We start from the raw sequence: 20,833 nt of genomic DNA on the forward strand, positions 1-20,833 counted from the left end.
TCTGCCCCTGTGGACAACGAAAAGATCTTGGAAGGAAAGTGCCCCCCGAGGGGAACTTTCCTTCCAAGATCTACAGGAGTACGGCTACTCCGTGCCCGTCGCGGCTTTGCGGGGGGCAGCCTTTTTGGCCGGGGTCTTCTTTGCCGCCGCGGTGGTGGCCTTGGCTGTTGTGGTCTTCTTCGCGGCTGTGGACTTGCTGGCGGCGGCCGTCTTCTTGGTGGCCGTGGCCTTCTTCGCCGGAGCCTTCTTGGCCGGAGCCTTCTTCGCGGCAGCCTTCTTCTTCGGCGCCGGACCCTTGGCCCGCTTCTCGGCGAGCATCTCCGAGGCTTCCTCGATGGTCAGCGCCTCCGGGGTCTGCGCGCGACGCAGCGAGGCGTTGAACTCCCCGTCGGTGACGTACGGGCCGAACCGACCGTCCTTGATCACCAGCGGCTTTTCGGTCAGCGGGTCGACGCCCATCTCCCGCAGCGGCGGCGCGGCGGCCCGCCGTCCACGGGCCTTCGGAGCTGCCAGCAGAGCCAGCGCCTCGTCCAGGCTGACCGTGAACATCTGCTCTTCGGACTCCAGCGACCGGAACTCCTCGCCCTGCTTCACGTACGGGCCGTAGCGGCCGTTGTTGGCGAACACCTCGACGCCGTCCGGCGCGACACCCACCAACCGGGGGAGGCTGAGCAGCTTCAGCGCCTGCTCCAGGGTGAGCGTGTCAGGAGTCTGCGAGCGCAGCAGCGACGACTTCCGCTCACCGCTCGACACGTACGGGCCGAAGCGGCCGGCCTTGAGCACGATCGGCTCGCCGGTGGCCGGGTCGTCGCCGAGCTTGCGCTCGCCGCTGCCGCCGAGGAACAGCTCGTGCACCTTCTCCGGGGTCAGCTCGTCGGGGGCCAGGCCCTCGGGGATCGGCGCCCGGTCACCCTGGGTGCCGCCCTCCTCGCCGTCACCCGTGGCGGCCGGCGCCGGCTGGGCGCCCTCGGGCAGTTCCCGCTGCAGGTACGGCCCGTACCGGCCGACCCGGACCACGACCTCGCGGCCGTCGTCGTCGGTGAAGAGCGGGATGGAGTTGACGCTGCGCGCGTCGATCTCGTTGAGGTTCTCGGTGACCAGCTTCTTGAGCCCACCAGAGCGGGCGATGTCCTGGTCACCGGCACCGTTGGAGCTGCCGAAGTAGAACGCCGTGAGGAAGTCGACCGCGGCGTGGTCACCGCCGGCGATCTCGTCCAGCTCGTTCTCCATGGTGGCGGTGAAGTCGTAGTCGATCAGTCGGGGGTAGTGCCGCTCCATCAGGCCGATCACCGCGAACGCCAGGAACGTCGGGATCATCGCCTGGCCGCGCTTGGTGACGTACCCCCGGTCCTGGATCGTCTGCATGATCGACGCGTAGGTCGACGGGCGGCCGATGCCCAGCTCTTCCAGGGCCTTGACCAGCGACGCTTCCGTGTAGCGCGACGGCGGCTGGGTGTGGTGGCCCTGCGCTGCCAGTTCGTCGGCGGTCAGCGGCTGGTCCTTGACCAGGGTCGGCAGCCGACGCTCGGCGTCCTCGGCCTCGGCGTTCTCGTCGTCGGACGACTCGACGTACGCGCGCAGGAAGCCCGGGTCCGTGATGGTCTTGCCCGTGGCGCCGAAGTCGGCCTCCTCCTGGGCGGTGGAGACCGCGCGGATGCGCACCGAGACGCTGGAGCCGACCGCGTCGGTCATCTGCGAGGCGATGGTCCGCCGCCAGATCAGCTCGTAGAGCTTGAACTCCTCGGCGGACAACTCCTTGGCCACCTCGCCCGGGGTGCGGAAGTTGTCCCCCGCCGGGCGGATCGCCTCGTGCGCCTCCTGCGCGTTCTTCACCTTGCCGGTGTAGCGACGCGGCTCCGGCGGCACGCTGCGCTCGCCGTACAGCTCGACGATCTGCCGGCGGGCCGCCGAGATGGCGGTCTCCGACAGGTTCACCGAGTCGGTACGCATATAGGTGATGTAGCCGTTCTCGTAGAGCCGCTGCGCGGTGCGCATCGTCTGCTGCGAGGACAGGCGCAGCTTACGGGCCGCCTCCTGCTGAAGCGTGGAGGTGATGAACGGCGCGTACGGGCGACGACGGTAGGGCTTCTCCTCGACACGGGTGACAGTGAACGGCCGGCCCTCAAGCCGGGCCGCCAGCCCACGGGCACCGGACTCGTCGAGGTGCACGACGCCGGCGCCGGGCCTCACCTTGCCGGTCGTGGGCTCGAAGTCCTTGCCGGTGGCGATGCGGTCGCCGCCCAGCGCGATGAGTGTGGCGTTGAAGGCGCGCGGGCCCTCACCGGCATTGGCCACGGCGAGGGTGGCCAGGATGTCCCAGTATTCGGCGGTGCGGAAAGCCATCCGCTGGCGTTCCCGCTCGACCACGATGCGGGTCGCCACGGACTGCACGCGGCCGGCCGAGAGCTTCGGCATGACCTTCTTCCACAGCACCGGCGAGACCTCGTAGCCGTAGAGCCGGTCGAGGATCCGCCGTGCCTCCTGGGCGTCGACCAGGTCGCGGTCGATCTCCCGGGGGTTGGCCACCGCCGCCTGGATCGCCGGCTTGGTGATCTCGTGGAAGACCATCCGCTTGACCGGCACCTTGGGCTTGAGCGTCTCGACCAGGTGCCAGGCGATCGCCTCGCCCTCGCGGTCCTCATCCGTCGCCAGGAAGATCTCGTCGACCTCCTTGGCCAGCTTCACCAGCTTGTTGATCTGCTGGCGGCGGTCGGCGGAGACGACATAGAGGGCCTGAAAGCCGTTGTCGACGTCGACACCGAGTCGTGCCCAGGCCTCGCCCTTGTATTTCGCCGGCACGTCGGCGGCGTTGCGCGGCAGGTCGCGGACGTGACCGAAGCTGGCCTCCACGACGTACCCCGGGCCGAGATAGCCCGAGATCGTCTTGGCCTTCGCCGGTGACTCGACGATGACCAGACGGGTGGTTCCAGCGTTGCTCGGCACGTCTCTGTCGACCTCACTCCTGCTCGTGGCCTGCCGGCGCCCGAAAAGCGACCGTTCTCGACCCCGCCGTGGCACCGGCGGTCCGGATGTCCAACGTAACGCGCCGTCCGCGTTTCAGGTTTCGCGGGCGGCAAACCGCTGCGGCGCGGCGCTCGGCACTGCCGAACGGCGCCACCGTACACCGTGGGTAGGGCCCAAAGCGGGTCACTGTGACGATGGCGGACCCTCAGCCGAGGCCCGAACCACCCGTTCGCCTCGGCGTAAGCCCGCCGGTTGTCCGGCACCGGACACCTCTGGATTGCGATCCAACCACGTCGATCATGGGCTTGTGGTGGGCGTTTTAACACCCGGAGAGCGGTACGTCCACCACCACAACTCCATGATCGACCTCAGAGGTGGGAGGGCCAGGTGTTCGGGGGTGTCGAGGGTGGGGGGCCGCCTATCAGTTCGGCGAGCCGGGTCAGGCGGCGGCGGCCGGTGATCCGGTACGCCGGGCCGCCCTCGTCCGGGCCGAGCAACGGGCCGGACAGCCCGGCGGCGGCGAGCGCCGCACCGATCGCGTCCCAGGAAGCCTGGTCGCCGTCGCCGAGCCCCAGCAGGTAGCCGCCGGGCGGCTCCGGCCTCCCGGCCGCCGCGACCCAGAGCCGCAGCCGCCGGCCGGTGAGGTGAAAGACCGCCGGCGCGCGTTTGACAGTGCCGTGCAGCCAGGCGACCGCGAGCGGCTTCAACACCCTCGTGTACGACGTACGGACGGTGTGTCGCTCGTCCTCGGTCGGCTCCCAGCTCGCGGCGAGGCCCCGCAGCGCCAGTTCGGCGACGAGCACGTGCACCCGCCAGGCGGCGTCCACCCGCACCGTGAGGCGCGCGGTGCCGCCCATCCGGACTACCTCGCCCGGCCCGGCGAGCAACCCGGCCAGATCGGCGACCGTCGGCTCGGCGGCCTCCGCGCCGAAGAAGACAAGTTGCCGCCCAGCGTCATCGCCGTCGGCCGACCCGGAGCGGGCCGTGCCGGAGGCGCGCTTGCCGGACGTGGACGTCGCTGTGCCGGACGTGGACGTCGCCGTGCCGGACGTGGACGTCGCTGTGCCGGACGTCGGCGGGTCGGGCTCGGGTGCGGGGAACAGGGCCGGCGGCGGCTGCGTCGCCCCGGTTTCGCCGAGCCCGCTCAGCGACACTCTGGCACCTCGTCGAAGGCCTGTTTCAGTTCCTCGGAGTTGAGCTGGCTGGTGTCCAGCGCGCTGGCGTCGTACTCCTTGTTGAGCGTCTCCACGGCGGCCCGCACACCGTCGTAGAAGACAGTGGGCTCGCCGGTGCCCAGCCCGTCGATGGTGTCCCTCGCGCGGCCGTAGGCGTCGCGCATCTTCCCCAGGGAGGTACGGAAGCCGACGGAGATGGCCTCGCCGTTCTCGGTCTCCGGGATGCCGGCCTGCTCCACCTTGCGCCGCGCGGTCTCGCTCGCCTGCTCCGCTCCGCCGAAGAGCCGCACCAGGTTCTCCTTGGCCTGCGCCGGGGTGGTCTGCGCGGTCATCTGTTCGTCGGTGCTGCTTGTCAGTTTGCTGATCTCGGAGCGCCACGGGGTGAGCGCGCCGCAGACCGAGGCCGCCCAGGCCCGTGGGCTGGGTCCACCCCCACAGCCGGCGACGACGATGACGAACGTGGCCAGGACCACCGTGAACTTTCCGGCGGCAGACGCCCGGCACGTACGCATGCGTTGCAGCGTACGACGTTTGGGCAGGTGTGGCACTGGTCGGATGGATCGAACCGGACACCGACGGTCCCCGGTCGGCGTGTCGCGCCGACCGGGGACCAGGTGCCGGTTTCGGTCAGGCGTTCACCGTCTCCGGGCGGTGGTCGGTGCTGCCCGCGCCGGTGTTGCCACCGGTGTCGGATTCGTCCATCGCGATGCCCTTGCGCTTGCTGAACACGACGGACGCCACGATGATCGCCGTCGCGACAAGCGCGATTGTCACCCGCAGCCCGACATTGCGATCGTCGCCGACGCTCCACGCCACCACGGCGGGGGCGATCAGCAGGGAGACCAGGTTCATCACCTTGATCAGCGGGTTGATCGCCGGACCGGCGGTGTCCTTGAACGGGTCACCTACGGTGTCGCCGATGACCGTGGCGGCGTGCGCCTCGGAGCCCTTGCCGCCGTACGCGCCGTCCTCGACGAGCTTCTTGGCGTTGTCCCAGGCGCCACCGGAGTTGGCCAGGAAGACGGCCATCAGGGTGCCGGCACCGATCGCTCCGGCCAGGTACGCGGCGAGCGCGCCGGGCCCGAGACCGAAGCCGACAGCGATCGGCGCGAGGATGGCGAGCAGGCCGGGGGTCACCAGCTCGCGCTGCGCGTCCCGGGTGCAGATGTCGACGACCTTGCCGTACTCCGGGCGCTGGGTGCGGTCCATGATGCCGGGCAGCTCACGGAACTGCCGGCGGACCTCCATCACCACGGCCCCGGCCGAGCGGGACACCGCGTTGATGGCCAGCCCGGAGAAGAGGAACACCACTGCGGCACCGATGATCAGGCCGACCAGGTTGCGCGGGTTCGCCACGTTCAGCGAGTTGAGGATCTCGTTGCCCACGTCGCTCACGCCGGCGTCCGCGTACGCGGTGCTCAGCGAGTCGGTGTACGAGCCGAACAGCGCGGTCGCCGCGAGCACCGCCGTGGCGATCGCGATGCCCTTGGTGATCGCCTTGGTGGTGTTGCCGACCGCGTCCAGCTCGGTGAGCGTCCGTGCGCCGTGCTCGTCGATGTCACCGGACATCTCGGCGATGCCCTGGGCGTTGTCGGAGATCGGCCCGAAGGTGTCCATCGCCACGATCACGCCGACGGTGGTGAGCAGGCCGGTGCCGGCCAGCGCCACCGCGAACAGCGACAGGGTGATGGAGCTGCCGCCGAGCAGGAACGCGCCGAAGACGCCGGCGCCGATGAGCAGCGCCGAGTAGACAGCCGACTCCAGGCCGATGCTGATGCCGGCCAGGATGACGGTGGCAGCGCCGGTCTGCGAGCTCTTGCCGATGTCCTGCACCGGGCGGCGGTTGGTCTCGGTGAAGTAGCCGGTAAGCGCCTGGATCGCGGCGGCCAGCACGATGCCGATCACCACCGCGCCGATGGCCACGAACCGCGGGTTGCCGCTCGCCTCGGTCAGCCCGCCGCTGAACTCGCCGAAGGTCGCCGGCAGGTACGCGTAGGCGGCGATCGCCACGAGCACGGCGGAGAGCACGGCCGAGATGTAGAAGGCCCTGTTGATCGCGGTCAGGGCGTTGCGGTCGGACGCGCGCAGGCGGGTGATGAAGACCCCGAAGATCGCGACCAACACACCGATCGTGGAGATGATCAGCGGGAAGACCAGCCCGTCCTCGCCGAACGCGGCGCGGCCGAGGATCAGCGCGGCGACAAGCGTCACCGCGTACGACTCGAACAGGTCGGCGGCCATGCCGGCGCAGTCACCGACGTTGTCGCCCACGTTGTCGGCGATGGTGGCGGCGTTACGCGGGTCGTCCTCGGGGATGCCCTGCTCGACCTTGCCGACGAGGTCGGCGCCGACGTCGGCGGCCTTCGTGAAGATGCCACCGCCGACCCGCATGAACATCGCGAGCAGCGCGGCGCCGAAGCCGAAGCCCTCCAGCACTGTCGGCGCGTCACCCCTGTAGACCAGGACGACGAGCGCGGCACCGAAGAGGCCGAGGCCGACGGTGAGGAAGCCGACCACGCCACCGGTCCGGAAGGCGATCTTCATGGCCGCCTCGCGGCCGCCCTGTCGCTCCCGGGCGGCGGCGGCAACGCGCAGGTTCGCGCGGGTTGCCAGCCACATGCCGGCACCACCGATGGACGCGCTGAACAGGGCGCCCACCACGAAGAAGAGCGAGCGGCCGAACTTGACCGCGAACTCACTGCCATTGGTGTCGTGCACCGGCAGCAGGAAGAGCAGAACCACGGCGATGACGACGAAGATCGCCAGGGTACGGAACTGACGGAGCAGGTAGGCCGAGGCGCCCTCCTGGACCGCCCCCGAGATCTCCTGCATGTTGGTGGTGCCCTTGCCGGCTGCCAGCACCGCCTTTGTCAGTGCGGCGGCGAAGACGAGCGCCACCAGCGCGATGACCGCAGCGATGACGACGTATGTGACATTGCTACCGGTAAGGGATAGCCCGCCGCCATCGGCGGCCAAGGTCTCGGACATCTGTGTCCTCCTGTTACCGAACACTCGCGCCGGTGGGTGGAGACGCACCGACCGGCGCCTGGATGCGGACTCGCAAGCGCGCCATCCCATCCCAGCGGACCAGCGATGACCACCCATAACCGCTGGCTGCGGGACGGGTCACTTGCTGACAACCCGGGTACTGTAGCCCTCCACCGTGTCGGAGGTCACACGCAGGTGGCACCGTGTCTCGATGATCTTCGTCGCTGTGTTATGAATCAAAATCTGATATAGGGAGCGGTCCATGACAAAGAGGCCGCACCCCCCGGTGGGGATGCGGCCTGTCGAATCGGGACCTGTCAGCGGCTGACCGGCCACACCATCCGCACCTCGGTGCCGATGCCCTCGTCGACCGGGCGCACCTGGAGGTCTTCGACGAAGCCGGCGAGCAGCGCGAAGCCGACGCCGGTCGTCAACGCCTCATCGGTAAGCGACTCGTTGGCCAGCTCGTCCGGTGGCAGCGCCGCCAACCCGATACCGGCCTCGATCGGCGCCCGGTCCACCACGCGCACCGCGTACGTGCCGCCGTCGGACATCTCCACAAGCACCGGATCGGCAAGCCCGTACTGCCGGTGCAGCGCCACCGCCCGGGTGCACGCCTCGCCGATGGCCAGGCGCACCTCGTCCAGCAGGTCCTCACGGACACCAGCGCGCCGGGCGACAGCGACGCCGACCAGACGCGCGGTGCGCACGTGCACCGGCGCCGGAGAGAAGGAGAGCCGGACGGTCGCCATCACGCGTCGGCGCCGGTCGGGCCCGCGCCGACCGCTGCCTCGACCGTGGGGTGCAGCGGGAACACCTGGTCCAGCGCCGTGATCCGGAAAATCTTGAGCAGCGGCTCCTTGTCGCAGACCAGGGCGAACGAGCCGCCGGCCGTCCGCAGCCGCTTGTGCGCGCCGACCAGCACGCCGAGCCCTGTCGAGTCGAGGAAGTCCACCCGACCGAGGTCCACCACCACGTGGCGAGCACCACCGTCGATCAGCTCGAGGAGTCGTTCGCGGAGCCGGGGCGCGGTGTAGACGTCCACCTCACCGCCGACCTCGAGCACCGTGTGCTCGCCCACGGTGCGCGTCGCCAACGACAGCTCCATCGGTCCTCCTCGCCAGAGCCGTAAACTCTCCTGGGCATCTAACCACTACCGCCGGGGCACCCTGCGGTCACCGGCGGAGGCTATCCCTTACCCCCGGGCCTGACTTTTCATCTCCGAACACCAGTGCGAGAGTGCAGGACGTGACTTCCGACGACTTCAGCTCGGCGCGCCTGTCGCCGGTCAGCGACCTGAAGCCGTCGACAGCAGCCACCACGCCCGCAGGTCACGGCCCTGGGTCAGCGCCTGTCGACCTGCTGCGCCGGCTGCGCGCCAGGGGTGCCGGCGACCCGGTCACCCACGTCGAGCGGGTGCCGGCCCGCGCCGGGGTGCCCGCACCGTGGCCGTCGTGGGCACCGGCGGAGCTACGCGCGGCGTTCGCCCGCCGCGGCGTGGTCGCGCCCTGGCAGCACCAGGCCGAGGCGGCCACCCTGGCGTACGAGGGCGGGCACGTGATCGTCGCCACCGGCACCGCGTCCGGCAAGTCGCTTGCGTACCAACTTCCGGCGCTTGCCACCCTGCTCGCCGACCCCCGCGCCACAGTCCTCTACCTGGCGCCGACCAAGGCGCTCGCCGCCGACCAGCTGCGGGCCGTCGCCGAGCTGGAACTGGAGGGGGTACGCCCCGCCTGCTACGACGGGGACACTCCGCGCGCCGAGCGGGAGTGGATCCGCCGGCACTCCCGCTTCGTGCTGACCAACCCCGACATGCTGCACCACGGCATCCTGCCCGGGCACGCCCAGTGGTCCGGCTTCCTGCGCCGACTGGCGTACGTGGTGATCGACGAATGCCACACCTACCGGGGGGTGTTCGGCTCGCACGTGGCGCACGTGCTGCGCAGGTTGCGCCGACAGTGCACGCGTTTCGGGGCCACCCCGGTGTTCGTCCTCGCCTCGGCGACCTCCGGCGACCCGGCGACCGCCGCCGGCCGGCTGACCGGCCTGCCGGTGACGGCCGTCACCGAGGACACGTCGCCACGCGGCGGGGTGACCTTCGCGCTGTGGGAGCCGCCGCTGCTCCCACCCCCCGACTCGGGTTCCTCGCCCTCGGTGCCCGCGCAGGCGACGGGCGACCACGATGACCTCCGTCAGGTCCGCCGGTCGGCGCTGCGCGAGACCGCGGACCTGCTCGCCGACACGGTCGCCGAGGGGGTACGCACGCTCGCCTTCGTCCGGTCCCGCAAGGGCGCCGAGGTGGTGGCCGCCAACGCGCGCCGGGCCCTGGACGACGCGGTCCCAGGGCTCGGCGACCGGGTGGCCGCCTACCGGGGCGGCTACCTGCGCGAGGAGCGACGCGAGCTGGAGCGGGCACTGCTGCACGGCGACCTGCTCGGCCTGGCCTCCACAAACGCCCTGGAACTGGGTGTGGACCTGGTCGGGCTGGACGCGGTGCTGATTTGCGGCTACCCGGGCACCCGGGCGTCGCTGTGGCAGCAGGCGGGCCGCGCCGGGCGCTCCGGGCAGGAGGCCCTCGCGGTCCTGGTGGCCCGGGACGACCCACTCGACACCTACCTCGTACACCACCCGGAGGCGATCTTCGGTGCGCCGGTGGAGGCCACAGTGCTCGACCCGGCAAACCCGTACGTGCTGGCCCCACAACTGGCCTGCGCCGCGGCGGAGGCGCCGCTCACCTCTGCCGATCTGGCGCTCTTCGGCGACGGCGCGAAGGAGGCGATCGACGAACTGGTGGCGGCCGGGGCGCTTCGGCAGCGGCCCACCGGCTGGTACTGGCGGCACCGAGAACGCCCCGACGTGGACCTGCGCGGCGAGGGCGGCGCCCCGGTCTGCGTGGTGGAGTCGTCGACCGGCCGGCTGCTCGGCACCGTCGACGGCGGCTCCTCGCACTTCCTGCTCCACCCCGGCGCCGTCTATCTGCACCAGGGCGTCTCGTACGTGGTCGACTCACTCGACCTGGCCGACGGCTGCGCGCTGGTGCACACCGAGGAGCCGGACTGGTCCACCCACGCCCGCGACGTCACCGACCTGTCCGTGGTGTCCGTGCGCTCCTACGTGGACGCCGGGCCGGTCGGGATGTTCCTCGGCGAGGTGGACGTGACGAGTCAGGTGGTGTCGTACCAGCGGCGCCGGATCGCCACCGGCGAGGTCATCGACACCCGGCCCCTGGACCTGCCCACCCGGGAACTGCGCACGGTGGCGGTCTGGTTCACCCTGTCCCCGCAGTCGCTGACGGCCGCCGGGGTGCAACCGTCCGACGTTCCGGGTGCGCTGCACGCCGCCGAACACGCCGCGATCGGCCTGCTTCCGCTGATGGCGACCTGCGACCGGTGGGACATCGGTGGGCTCTCCACAGCGCTGCACCCGGACACCGAGGCGCCGACGGTATTCGTCTACGACGGGCACCCGGGTGGGGCGGGTTTCGCCGAGCGGGCGTACGGGACGGCCTCGGCGTGGCTGCGGGCGACCCGGGACGCGATCGCGGAGTGTGGCTGCGAGACCGGGTGCCCATCCTGCGTGCAGTCGCCGAAGTGCGGCAACGGCAACAATCCGCTCTCCAAGCCGGACGCGATCCGGGTCCTCGACGTGGTGCTGGCGAATCTGCCCGCCTGAGTCGTCTTGCATGAACCCGGGCAGGGCTGGGCACAATAGTCTGGGAGCGCTTCCATCGATGCTTATTCCCGCTGTTCGCCCCGCCTGAGGAGGAGTTGTGGCCGACACCATCGCCGAGACCGTCGACCTGCTCTACACCATCGACCAGGAACAACTCACCCTCGACCAGCAGATCGCGCTCGGGTCCGCGCTGGCCGCCCTGGCCCAGGCGGAACGACTGGAGCAGATCAACGAACGACTGCGCGGCATTCACCAGGTTCTCAACGGCTGGGCGCTGCGCGTCACCGTGGACGGCCGCTGACAGCCAGGTGAAAGGTCGGGCGGGGCGGCGTCCTTCCGCTCGTTGATCGAGTCGGGGGGCGGGCCGACCAGGGGCGGGAGCGCCGGAGGCGGCGGGCCGGCGGCAGTTGCCGGCCTGTGCGAGACTCCGGCGCATCAGCCCCTCTGAGGAGAAACACATGCAGTTCGACAAATTGCAGACCCTGCAGCAGTTCCACATCCGCCAGCGGCTGCGGATGATGGTCAACCAGTACGAGGTCCGGGCGGTCGCGCCGGACGGCACCGAGGGTGAGCTGCTGGCCTTCGCGCAGCAGAAGCGGCTCGCCTTCAAGGAGCAGGTGACGATCTACACCGACGACTCCAAGCAGCAGCCCCTGCTGGGCTTCAAGGCCCGCCAGCGCCTCGACCTCGGCGCCACGTACGACGTCACCGACGCGGCCGGCAACCCGATCGGCCTGTTCCGTAAGGACTTCGCCCAGTCGCTGCTCCGCTCCACCTGGCACGTCGAGCAGGCCGGCCTGCCGCAGGTGACGGGCCAGGAGCGCAGCATGCCGGTGGCGCTGCTGCGCCGGTTCGTCGACTCGCTGTCCTGGCTGCCGTACCACTTCGACTTCACCGCAGGCGGCCAGCCGGTCTTCTCCGTGATCAAGAAGTGGGGCCTGCGCGACAAGTACGTCGTCGAGGTGCAGAACCCGCAGATCGACCGCCGCCTCGTCATCGCGATGGCCGTCGCCCTCGACGCGCTCCAGTCCCGCTGACCGCTGACCTAGTCGCCCGCTGACCTGGTCGCCTCGCGCTCAGTCACCCCCGTTCGGCCGCCGGCCGGGACAGGGCATCCGCCCGCTCCCGGCCGGTCGGCTGTCACGCCCCGGTCCCGGCCGGTCCGATGCATGGCCCCCGACCCCGGCCCGACGGGTGCGGCGCCCGACCTTCGGCCGGTCGGGTGCGGCGCCCGACCTTCGGCCGCTCGGGTGCAGGGCTCGACCTCCGGCGGATTGGTTGTCCCGCCCCGGTCAACCGCGCACCGGGCCAGCCCGCGCGGTCGACGCGGCGACCCTGGTCAGCCCGGGTAGCGGCGTGAACACCACCTCGACGATCACCAGCACATCCAGCCCGTCAAGGCGACAGCCGACCAGTCGGCCGCCGTTGCGGCCCGCGATGTCCCCGGCGGCGGCGCAGGCCACCGCGTCGCCGTCGAGCGCCCTGGCGGCACCGGCGAGGGCACCGAGGTCGGCCGCCACGGCCGCCCGCTGAGCCGCCATTGTCGCCACGGCGACGGCAGCGCCGAATGTCCCCACCAGCACGAAGACCAGCCCGACCGCCAACAGCAGGACTGTCGCTCCGCCTCGCTCACCGCCCGACGGCTCGATGCCCGGTCGCTCACCCCTTGGCCACTCGTTCACCGGGCCCCCTGCCCGGGTTCGAGTGCGGCGACGGCGGTGGCGACCACGGTGATCCGTGGTAGCCGGCCGCCCAACGCGCGCACGGGTGCCCGTACCGTCGCCTGCGCCCGGTCCCCGACGATCGACACCGACACGTCCGCGCCCGGCGGCGCGCCTGGGCCGAGGTTCCCGGCCTCGCCCCGCGCGGCGGCAAGCGCCGCCTCCCGAGCGGCGTGCAGGCAACCGGCCCGAACGCTGACGGCGTTGACCGTGGTCAGCCCGGCGAGCAGGAGCAGGAGCAGCGCCGGCAGGCCAGCCGCCAGTTCGGCGGTGAAGGATCCCCGATCCCCCTCGGCGGCCCGTTCGACAGCGCGCCGTCGTCGCCCGCCGCCGGTCACCCGCCCGGGGGTGCCGGACCGCCCATCGCGGCCAGCCTCCCGGCGCCCGATCACTTGAGCGCCCGGTCGATGACGGCGGTCAGCGCCGACTGGACGTTGCCGGAGGTCAGCACCTTCAACAGGATCCCGGCGAAGGCGACTGCGGCGAGTGTGCCGACGGCGTACTCGGCGGTGTTCATCCCGGCGTCGCCGCGCAGGCGGGCGATGAGCTTACGCATGGTTTTCCCCTCTCGATGGGTCAGAGCACGTCGCCGAGGACGGCGACGATCACCGGCACCAGGCCAGCGAGAATGAACGCGGGCAGGAAGCAGAGCCCCAGCGGCAGCACGATCAACACACCCGCCCGACGGGCCGACGCCTCGGCGGCGGTGGCCCGGTCGGCACGCAGGTCGTCGGCAAGCCGCGTCAGCGCACCTGCCAGGGCTGCGCCGCTTTTGGCCGAGCGGAACGCCGCAGCGGCCAGCCGCTCCGCACCGGGCACCCCGTCCAGAGCCGACCACGCCTCCGCCGGGCCACCGCCGAGCAGAAGGGTGCGGCCGACCCGGGCCAGCCGGTCGGCGAGCGGACCGTCAAGCGTTTCGGCCACGGCGAGCACCGAGCGGTCGACCGGGGCACCCGCCCGCATCGCCGCTGCCAGCAGGTCGGCGGCGAGCGGCAGGTCGCCGGCCTCGCGGAGCCTCCGGTTGCGCGCCGCCGGGGGCTCGATCCGCCGCAACAGCACGTCCAACAGGACCGCGGTCGGGATCGCGCCGAGCAGCCCGAACCAGCCTCCGACGACCACGGCCACGGCGAGCCCGGCCATCCCGGCGGCGAGCCGGATCGCGTCCGGTCGTCGTCGGCCGCCTGGTCCGGGTGGTGGGGAGGTTGCCGGGGGATCGGCTCGGCGAGCCGGCCGGCGCAGCCGTAACGGCGCGACGAGCAGCGCCGCCACCACCAGAGCTCCGGCCACGAGAGCCGTCCGGGACATCACGCGGGCCGCCCTGGGGCAGCGCCCAGCCGCTCGGCCCAGAACAGACCGATGACCTGCAGGGCCACGGCGAGGACCGCGCAGACCCCGCCGACAGTGCTGTGCAGGAGCACCGCCAGAGGGTCGACCCCGATCCCGTAGCCGAGCCCGATCCCGCCGACCGGCAGGGCCGCCAGCAACCAGGCCGTGGCCCGGGCACCGGCCGCCTGCGCCGCGGCGGCGGCCAGCCCTCGGTCGGTCGCCCGGGCATCCGCCTCGATCCGCTCGACCAGCTCCGCCAGCGGCGCACCGGTCCGGTCAGCCAGCCGCACCGCTGCCGAGGTCAGCTGCCGAAGCCGGTCCGACCCGCCCGACCCGCTGACGGCCGCGATCTCGAGTGCCGGCGGGACGGGTAGGCCCGCCCGGAGGTCTGCCGCCAGACCGCAGAGCAGGTCCAACCCTCGCCGTCGGGCCCGCTCGGCGAGCCGGTTTGTCCGCCACCGCAGCAGGGCGCGCACGGCAAGCGTGCCGTAACCGGCCACCGCGACGGCGGCCACCGGCCCGGCTGTCACAGCACCGACGCCGGCGCCCGCCAGGCCAACCAGCAGCAACAAACGCGTTGGTGGCTGCCCGACACGGATCGCCAGTCGCGCCTTCGGCCGGTCCGCCGCCGGGTCCGTGAGATCAGCCCGCACCGGGTCGGATTGCTCGATGTCTGGGCCGCCCTCTGGCCTGCCGTCGGTCCCCGGTGCGCCCTGACTGTCGCCAGGCCAGTCCAGCTCCAGATCTATGCCGTCGATCGTCGGCGTGGCCACGGACGGGCCAACCCGCCGTCCGATGTCCAGGGTCGCGGCCTCCGGACGGGCTGTTGCAGCCGGCCGCCGGGGATCCCGACGCGTCGGCGGACGTCCCGGGCCCGTCGGTCGGGTGGACCCCAGCGGGCCGTCCGACGCCCTCGGCCGGCTCGTGCTGTCGTCGCGGTCCCGAGTAGACCAGTTGACGGCCGTCCGCCCGACACTCGAATCCGGTGCTCCCGTGGGATACGCCGAGCTCAGCGCCACACCGGGCTTGTCCACAGACCCATCGAGTACGCGACCGAGGCTCCTGACCCACTCCACCAGGGCGTCGTCCGGATCGCCGCCGGTGCTGCCACGCCGCGCGAGTACCCGACGGCGGCGGGCACGAATGCTCCGCACGGGCCAGCCCACCAAGATCGCGGCAGCCAACAGCAGCACTGCCACAAGCGTCGTCACGCCGCTCATGCCGGACCCGCCGATCCAGGCCACGGCTCGCTGAGGATCGGCGGCACCGCTACGCCGCGGTCCCTCAACAGTGCACCGAGAGCACGGGCGGCCATCCCCAGCCCGCGACCGCGTACCCAGGCCGGCACCACGGTGACCAACCGTTCCGGCCCTTCCGGAAGCAGGAGGCAGATCGACTCCAGGACTCGTCCCCGGTCGCCACGGCGCACCTGGAACAGCACCTGTAGCGCGGCGACCACCTGGGCGTGCAGCGCGGCGCGCGGCAGCCCGCCCAGCATCCCGAGCGCCTCCAGCCGGGCCGGCACGTCGGACGGGGTGTTGGCGTGCAGCGTCCCGGCACCGCCGTCGTGGCCGGTGTTCAGAGCCGCCAACAGGTCGACCACCTCACCGCCCCGGCACTCCCCGACTACCAGCCGGTCGGGGCGCATCCGCAACGCCTGCCTAACCAGGTCGGCGAGGCTGACCACGCCCGTTCCCTCCACGTTTGCCGTACGGGCCTGTAGCCCCACCACGTGCGGGTGCCCCGGTTGCAGTTCGGCGGCGTCCTCCACCAGGACGATCCGCTCGGTGCCCGGCACCAACCCGAGCAACGTGTTGAGCAGAGTCGTCTTGCCCGACCCCGTGCCGCCGGTAACCAGGTACGCCAGCCGTGCCGCGACGACGGCGGCGAGCAGTGGTGCCACCGGTCGCGGCACCGTCCCCTGCCGTACCAGTTCGTCGAGGGTGAACGGCCGATGCCGAAACGTCCGCAGGGACAGGTAGGGACCCTCGGTGGCAACCGGCGGCAGCACCGCGTGCAACCGGCTGCCGTCGGCCAGCCGTGCGTCCGCGTACGGGGAGCCGTCGTCGAGCCGCCGACCGGCACTGGCAACCAGTCGCTGCGCCAACCGGCGGACGTCCTCCACCGAACCCACCGGGATCGCGACCTGGTGCAGCCCTGATCCCCTGTCGACCCAGACGCGGGTGCCGTTGACAAGGACGTCGGTGACCTCCGGGTCGGCCAGTAGCGGGGCCAGGGGCCCGGCACCGACGAGGTCGTCGTGCAGCCGGTCGGCGATCCGCAGCACGGCGGTGTCACCCAACACCACGGCTGTGGGCTCGGCCCGTACCGCCGAAACGATCGTCGCCGGGGTGACCGGGGTGGTGCCGGCGGCGATCCGCTGCCGCACCCGGGCAGCAAGGCCGCGGTCCTGCGGGCGGCCGGTCATGCCGCACCAGGCACGGGCACGCCGGTGAGGTCCGCGACGATCCGCTGGCAGAGCACTGCCAGCGGACCCTTGCCGGCGGCAGCCGGCGCCTCGCCTCGTTCCAGGCCACGGCAGAGCCCGGGCTCGGGGCGTAGCGCGCCGGCGAGGGGAAGCCCGAGCGCCCGCGCCACCTCGGTCGCGCGCAGCCGACCCGGGGCGGGCCCCCGCACCACCACCGAGAGCGCGGCGCAGTGCGGACTGGCGGCGGCCACCACCCGGGCGGCGGCCGCTGTGGCCCGCAGTTCCGCCGGGACGACGACGAACGCGTGGTCGGCCGCCTGCAACGCGATCACGGCGGCGTCGTCCAGTTGCCGGGGCAGGTCGATCACGACGAAGTCCCGGCCGCGCTGGGCAGCGTCGATGGTCGCCGCCATCGCGGCGGCGGGCAGCGCCAGCATCTCCCCGCGGTCCCAGGAGAGCACCACCAGGTCACCCCGGCTGGGTAGCGCCTGGACCAGCGCGGGCGCGTCCACCCGCCCGTCCGCGCCGGTGAGCGACGGCCAGCGCAGCCCTTCCAACTGCTCCCAACCCAGCACGAGGTCGAGGCCGCCGCCGAGCGGGTCGGCGTCAACCAGAAGGGTGCGCAGTCGCGCCCGCGCGGCGGTCACGGCGAGCCCGCCGGCGAGGACGCTCGCCCCGGCGCCGCCTCGCCCACCCAGGACCGCGACGACCCGGGCACCGCCCGCGTCCGGATGGTCGGGACCCTGCTCGGCGAACCGGTCCAACAACCAAGGCTCGGCAGCGGGCAGCACGGCGACGTGCTCGGCGCCGACCATCTCGGCGATCTGCCAGCCGGGATCGAGCTGGCCGGCCCGACCGACAAGCACCAGCCGAGGTCGCTTCGGCAGTCGGGCTCGCAGGCACGGCTGCGCCTGGTCGGCCCCGAGCAACACCAGCGGCGCGGGAAGCCAGCGGGTACGGGCAGCAGCCGGATCGCCGGCGAGCTCCACCTCGGTCCCGCCAGCGGCGGCGAGCCGGAGCAGATCGTCGAGCAGGTCGTCGTCCCCCGTGATGACCAGCGGGAGCCGGCGGATCGGCGGAACGGAGGTACGGGGTGCCATCGCGGCCTCCAGCGGTCGGGGCTCTGTGCCGCCGACCCTGCTCGCCATCGGCCCCGCTCAGCGCCCCCGACCACCTCGCCTGTGGACAACTCGACGCCCTGTGGACAACGCCCGTCGGGACGGTTGATCTGTTATGCGCGCGGGCTGCGCCGCAGCTACCGCCCCCGGATGGGACACAGCATGATCGCTCGGCCGACACGTCCCCGTCGCCAAGTCGGCGCGGACGGCACCGCCCCGTCCTCGGTGGCGGCATCTCCGCTGCGGGATAAACGGCTCGGCAGGCGGGACCGGGCCTCCTAGCCTCGTCAGGATGGGCAACGACGACGAGCGAGACCTGGTCCGACGCGGGTACGACGAACTCTCCTACCGCTACCGCGCGGACGATGCCGAGGCTGGCCACTACGGTCCCTGGCTCGACGAGTTGCAGGGCCGCCTGCCAGCCTCGGCAACGGTCCTGGACCTCGGATGCGGCTGCGGCCTGCCGGTCGCCCGTCACCTCGCCAAAGCCGGGCACCACGTCACAGGCATCGACATCAGTGATGTGCAGATCGAACGGGCACGGCGCCTGGTACCCAGCGGCACCTTCCTGTGCGCCGACGCCACCCAACTCGATCTGCCGTCGGCCTCGTTCGACGCGGTGGTCTGCCTCTATGCGCTGATCCACATGCCCCTGGCAGACCAACCGCAGCTCATCAAGAGGATCGCCACCTGGCTTCGACCCGGCGGCTGGCTGCTGACCACCGTCGGCGACAACGCGTGGACCGGCACCGAGGACAACTGGCTCGACGGCCCGGCTGCCATGTGGTGGAGCCACGCCGACGCCCCCACCTACCGCTCGTGGCTGCAGCGAGCGGGGCTGGAGATCACCTCGGAGGAATTCGTCCCGGAAGGCACCAGCGGGCACGCACTGTTCTGGGCGCACCGGCCACCGACCGCGCCCTTCCACCCGTGAGCTGTGGTGGCGCGCTCCCGCGGAAAGGGACAACCCCCGTCGCGAGATCCGGGCCCGCGCCGTCGACCGCTGCCAACTGGCGGCGGCACACGTCAACGAGCGTTAATGTGCTCCGTGATCGTATGGCTCAACGGCACCCACGGCGCGGGCAAGACAACGACCGGCTCACTCGTGCAGCAACTGATCCCGGATTCACGGGTATTCGACGCCGAGAAGGTCGGCGAGACGCTCATGGACATCACGCCGGGGTTGCCCGAGACGGACAACTTCCAGCACTGGCCGCCGTGGCGGCAACTCGTCGTCGAGACCGCCCGCCGCGTGCTCGATTACACCGGCGGCACTTTGGTAATACCCATGACTGTCCTGGTCGAGCAGTACTGGCGCGAAATCAGTACGGGCCTCGCCCAACACGCCATCCCGGTAAGGCACTTCGTCCTCCACGCTGATCAAGACACCCTTCGCCGGCGTATCGAGGGAGAACACGCCGTTCCGTCGCCGTTCCGTCTCAAGTACCTCGAGCCCTACGCCGAGGCGGCCCGCACGTGGCTGCATGCCGAGGCCGAGGTCGTCGACACCACGCACCTGACTCCCGCCCAAGTCGCCATGCAGATCGTCATCCGCACTACCGGAGGAACCTCATGGCTTCACTTGAAGCGTGACGCGATGTCCTGACTCGTTGGCTACCCGCTGTGGACGTGGCCTGCGCGTATGCCCTCGACGGTCGAGCTGTCCCGCACGGTGCCCGGCTGAACAAGGTCCATCCCTGGCACCCCGGGCCTCCGGCCGTAGACCCGCAGCGCCCCGGAGCGGTGGCGCGGCGGTTCGACACCGTGCGCCATCGCTCCCGTCATCCCGCGCGTCTCGCTACCACCGCCGCAGATCGGTCAGATCCGACCCGACCGCCCGCACGAGTTCTGCGAGCCGGGCGGGGTTGACCCGGCCCGAACTCGCCCCCGTGTACCGGCTGGTGTCGCGGACCAGGAGCAGAGCGGCGAGCCAGCCGGTCAGGATCGACCCGATGGTGACTGCGAGGACCACGAAGATGATCGGCACGATCACCTCCTCGCCGCCCACGAAGCGCACCACCAGCATCAACGTGAGCAGCAGCAGGAAGCCCAGCAGTGCCGTCCGTAGCCCGAGGATGGCCGCCCGCCAGCGCCCACCGGCCCGCAGCTCTGATCTTGCTCGCTCATGGTCCACCGCAGGCCACCCGTCAGTAGTGGAAGAGCTAGAACGCGTCGGAGCATGACATCCCGCCGCTGGCCGAGATGGCGAAGGGGGGCACCGACCGCAGAAACGCCGTCCCTGAACGGTCTGGACGGCCCGGAGGAGGCACTGTGAACTGCTGTGGCGCGCTCACCGAGGAAAGGGACGACCCCCGTCGGGGGGAGACGGGGGTCGTCGAAGGTTCGGCTCCGGGGGGGTCGAGCCGAACCGCTCGGCGATCACGGGGGGTGCAACCGCCGAGAGTCTGTTTGTTTCCACGATGTGAAAGCTCGTCTTGCGGACAAGTCTGCCTGAGCAGGCTCGTCACGTCGAGTGGTGTGCACTCCACTCAGTGCGAAAATCTCCTCGCGGAGTGTGAGCGCGATCACGCCGAGCGGAGTTGGTGGCGCCGGCCCGCAGGTCCGAGGGGTGGCGTGACCCCGGGCACCCGCCGACGATAGACCATCCGGCTAGACTTTCGCGCCGTGGGCCGAAGTGCCGCTTTCTTCGATCTGGACAAGACCGTCATCGCCAAGTCGAGCGCTCTCGCGTTCGGTCGTCCGTTCTACCGGGACGGGCTGATCACTCGGCGTGACGTGGTCAAGTCGGCGTACGCGCAGCTGATGTTCCGGCTGGGCGGCACCGACGAGCAGACCATGGCCCGAACACGGGACTACCTGGCCGCGCTCTGCAAGGGCTGGCAGGTGGACCAGGTCCGTCAGATCGTCGCGGAGACGCTCCACGAGCTGATCAACCCTTATGTGTACGCCGAGGCCGCCGCCCTGATCGAGGAACATCAGGCGGCTGGCCGGGATGTGGTGCTGGTGTCCGCCTCCGGCGAGGAGATGGTCCGGCCTATCGGCGCGCTGCTCGGGGTGACCGACGTGATCGCCACCCGGATGACAGTGGAGGACGGTCGCTACAGCGGCGAGGTCGAGTTCTACGCGGCCGGTCCGAGCAAGGTCGAGGCGGTTGGCGAGTTGGCCGCCGCTCGGGGCTACGACCTGGCCGACTCGTACGCGTACTCCGACTCGTACAGTGATCGCCCTTTGTTGGAGTGCGTGGGCCACCCGAGTGTGGTCAATCCGGACCGGCAGCTGCGCAAGTTGGCCTCGGAGAACGCGTGGCCGGTGCTGGAGTTCCGGCACCCGATCCCGCTGGGCCGTCGGCTGCGGGAGCGGCCGGCCGTCCCGGTCGCCGCAGCGGCCCTGGGGGTCGGGGTCGGCGTGGCCATCGGCATCGCCTGGTACGGCCGGCATCGCCGGACACGCGCCGCCGCCAGCGCCTGACCAGATCAGGCA

At 71.5% G+C, this 20,833-nt stretch carries 20 protein-coding genes; 6 read left to right on the top strand and 14 right to left on the bottom strand.

Annotated elements, in window-relative coordinates:
* Window positions 1-84: 84 nt before the first annotated feature.
* The 6 genes from topA to ACFY2Q_RS01240 form a co-directional block, all read right to left on the bottom strand.
* Window positions 85-2,943 carry a type I DNA topoisomerase gene (topA, locus tag ACFY2Q_RS01215; protein WP_387126376.1) on the bottom strand — a complete coding sequence of 953 codons (2,859 nt, stop codon included), beginning with the start codon at window positions 2,941-2,943 and terminating at the stop codon, window positions 85-87.
* Between the two features lie 389 nt (window positions 2,944-3,332).
* Window positions 3,333-4,112, bottom strand: a complete 780-nt coding sequence (locus ACFY2Q_RS01220) for a hypothetical protein (RefSeq protein ID WP_387127530.1) — start codon at window positions 4,110-4,112, stop codon at window positions 3,333-3,335.
* Window positions 4,109-4,651 (bottom strand): hypothetical protein, encoded by a 543-nt coding sequence (locus ACFY2Q_RS01225; protein ID WP_387126378.1) that lies wholly within the window; start codon window positions 4,649-4,651, stop codon window positions 4,109-4,111. Before ACFY2Q_RS01225 ends, ACFY2Q_RS01220 begins: the two co-directional genes overlap by 4 nt.
* A gap of 115 nt (window positions 4,652-4,766) precedes the next feature.
* Window positions 4,767-7,127, bottom strand: a complete 2,361-nt coding sequence (locus ACFY2Q_RS01230) for a sodium-translocating pyrophosphatase (RefSeq protein ID WP_387126380.1) — start codon at window positions 7,125-7,127, stop codon at window positions 4,767-4,769.
* Window positions 7,128-7,444: 317 nt separating this feature from the next.
* A complete protein-coding gene (locus tag ACFY2Q_RS01235; RefSeq protein ID WP_053652286.1) occupies window positions 7,445-7,882 on the bottom strand; it encodes an ATP-binding protein in 438 nt (145 codons plus the stop codon).
* Window positions 7,879-8,235 carry an STAS domain-containing protein gene (locus ACFY2Q_RS01240; RefSeq protein WP_387126382.1) on the bottom strand — a complete coding sequence of 119 codons (357 nt, stop codon included), beginning with the start codon at window positions 8,233-8,235 and terminating at the stop codon, window positions 7,879-7,881. Before ACFY2Q_RS01240 ends, ACFY2Q_RS01235 begins: the two co-directional genes overlap by 4 nt.
* A gap of 170 nt (window positions 8,236-8,405) precedes the next feature.
* Here ACFY2Q_RS01240 and ACFY2Q_RS01245 point away from each other — a divergent pair, with 170 nt between their 5' ends.
* The 3 genes from ACFY2Q_RS01245 to ACFY2Q_RS01255 all read left to right on the top strand — a co-directional run bounded on the left by ACFY2Q_RS01245 (window position 8,406) and on the right by ACFY2Q_RS01255 (window position 11,836).
* The gene (locus tag ACFY2Q_RS01245) at window positions 8,406-10,799 is read left to right on the top strand and encodes a DEAD/DEAH box helicase (RefSeq protein ID WP_387127532.1); all 2,394 of its coding nucleotides are present in this window, start codon (window positions 8,406-8,408) and stop codon (window positions 10,797-10,799) included.
* A gap of 97 nt (window positions 10,800-10,896) precedes the next feature.
* Window positions 10,897-11,100 carry a hypothetical protein gene (locus ACFY2Q_RS01250; RefSeq protein WP_387126385.1) on the top strand — a complete coding sequence of 68 codons (204 nt, stop codon included), beginning with the start codon at window positions 10,897-10,899 and terminating at the stop codon, window positions 11,098-11,100.
* 157 nt (window positions 11,101-11,257) lie between these two features.
* Entirely contained in the window at window positions 11,258-11,836 is a 579-nt protein-coding gene (locus tag ACFY2Q_RS01255) for a hypothetical protein (protein WP_387126387.1), read from the top strand.
* A 255-nt stretch (window positions 11,837-12,091) separates the two neighbouring features.
* Here the strand turns inward: ACFY2Q_RS01255 and ACFY2Q_RS01260 are convergent, their stop codons facing one another.
* The 7 genes from ACFY2Q_RS01260 to ssd all read right to left on the bottom strand — a co-directional run bounded on the left by ACFY2Q_RS01260 (window position 12,092) and on the right by ssd (window position 17,326).
* Entirely contained in the window at window positions 12,092-12,481 is a 390-nt protein-coding gene (locus tag ACFY2Q_RS01260) for an Rv3654c family TadE-like protein (RefSeq protein WP_387126390.1), read from the bottom strand.
* Window positions 12,478-12,858: a TadE family type IV pilus minor pilin gene (locus ACFY2Q_RS01265; RefSeq protein WP_387126392.1), complete on the bottom strand. Its 381-nt coding sequence runs from the start codon at window positions 12,856-12,858 to the stop codon at window positions 12,478-12,480. The genes ACFY2Q_RS01260 and ACFY2Q_RS01265 overlap by 4 nt, the downstream gene beginning before the upstream one ends.
* A gap of 50 nt (window positions 12,859-12,908) precedes the next feature.
* A complete protein-coding gene (locus tag ACFY2Q_RS01270; protein ID WP_081883916.1) occupies window positions 12,909-13,076 on the bottom strand; it encodes a DUF4244 domain-containing protein in 168 nt (55 codons plus the stop codon).
* A 20-nt stretch (window positions 13,077-13,096) separates the two neighbouring features.
* The gene (locus tag ACFY2Q_RS01275) at window positions 13,097-13,660 is read right to left on the bottom strand and encodes a type II secretion system F family protein (RefSeq protein WP_387127534.1); all 564 of its coding nucleotides are present in this window, start codon (window positions 13,658-13,660) and stop codon (window positions 13,097-13,099) included.
* Between the two features lie 164 nt (window positions 13,661-13,824).
* Window positions 13,825-14,742: a type II secretion system F family protein gene (locus ACFY2Q_RS01280; RefSeq protein WP_387127536.1), complete on the bottom strand. Its 918-nt coding sequence runs from the start codon at window positions 14,740-14,742 to the stop codon at window positions 13,825-13,827.
* 320 nt (window positions 14,743-15,062) lie between these two features.
* Window positions 15,063-16,274 carry a TadA family conjugal transfer-associated ATPase gene (locus tag ACFY2Q_RS01285; protein WP_387126394.1) on the bottom strand — a complete coding sequence of 404 codons (1,212 nt, stop codon included), beginning with the start codon at window positions 16,272-16,274 and terminating at the stop codon, window positions 15,063-15,065.
* Window positions 16,271-17,326, bottom strand: a complete 1,056-nt coding sequence (gene ssd, locus ACFY2Q_RS01290; protein WP_387127538.1) for a septum site-determining protein Ssd — start codon at window positions 17,324-17,326, stop codon at window positions 16,271-16,273. The genes ACFY2Q_RS01285 and ssd overlap by 4 nt, the downstream gene beginning before the upstream one ends.
* Window positions 17,327-17,684: 358 nt before the next feature.
* On the opposite strand from ssd, the gene ACFY2Q_RS01295 reads away from it, so the two are divergent.
* Both ACFY2Q_RS01295 and ACFY2Q_RS01300 read left to right on the top strand, forming a co-directional pair.
* Window positions 17,685-18,326 (top strand): class I SAM-dependent methyltransferase, encoded by a 642-nt coding sequence (locus ACFY2Q_RS01295; RefSeq protein ID WP_387126396.1) that lies wholly within the window; start codon window positions 17,685-17,687, stop codon window positions 18,324-18,326.
* Window positions 18,327-18,440: 114 nt separating this feature from the next.
* On the top strand, window positions 18,441-18,998 hold the full coding sequence (locus ACFY2Q_RS01300; RefSeq protein WP_387126398.1) for an AAA family ATPase: 558 nt from the start codon (window positions 18,441-18,443) through the stop codon (window positions 18,996-18,998).
* Window positions 18,999-19,190: 192 nt separating this feature from the next.
* Here ACFY2Q_RS01300 and ACFY2Q_RS01305 read toward each other — a convergent pair whose 3' ends face one another.
* Window positions 19,191-19,526, bottom strand: coding sequence for a hypothetical protein (locus ACFY2Q_RS01305; protein ID WP_387126401.1), 336 nt, complete (start codon window positions 19,524-19,526; stop codon window positions 19,191-19,193).
* Between the two features lie 491 nt (window positions 19,527-20,017).
* On the opposite strand from ACFY2Q_RS01305, the gene ACFY2Q_RS01310 reads away from it, so the two are divergent.
* Window positions 20,018-20,821, top strand: a complete 804-nt coding sequence (locus ACFY2Q_RS01310) for an HAD family hydrolase (protein WP_387126403.1) — start codon at window positions 20,018-20,020, stop codon at window positions 20,819-20,821.
* The last annotated feature ends 12 nt before the right edge of the window (window positions 20,822-20,833 follow it).

Source organism: Micromonospora sp. NPDC000316, from assembly GCF_042898885.1.
In the GTDB taxonomy this organism is placed as follows: Bacteria; Actinomycetota; Actinomycetes; order Mycobacteriales; family Micromonosporaceae; genus Micromonospora.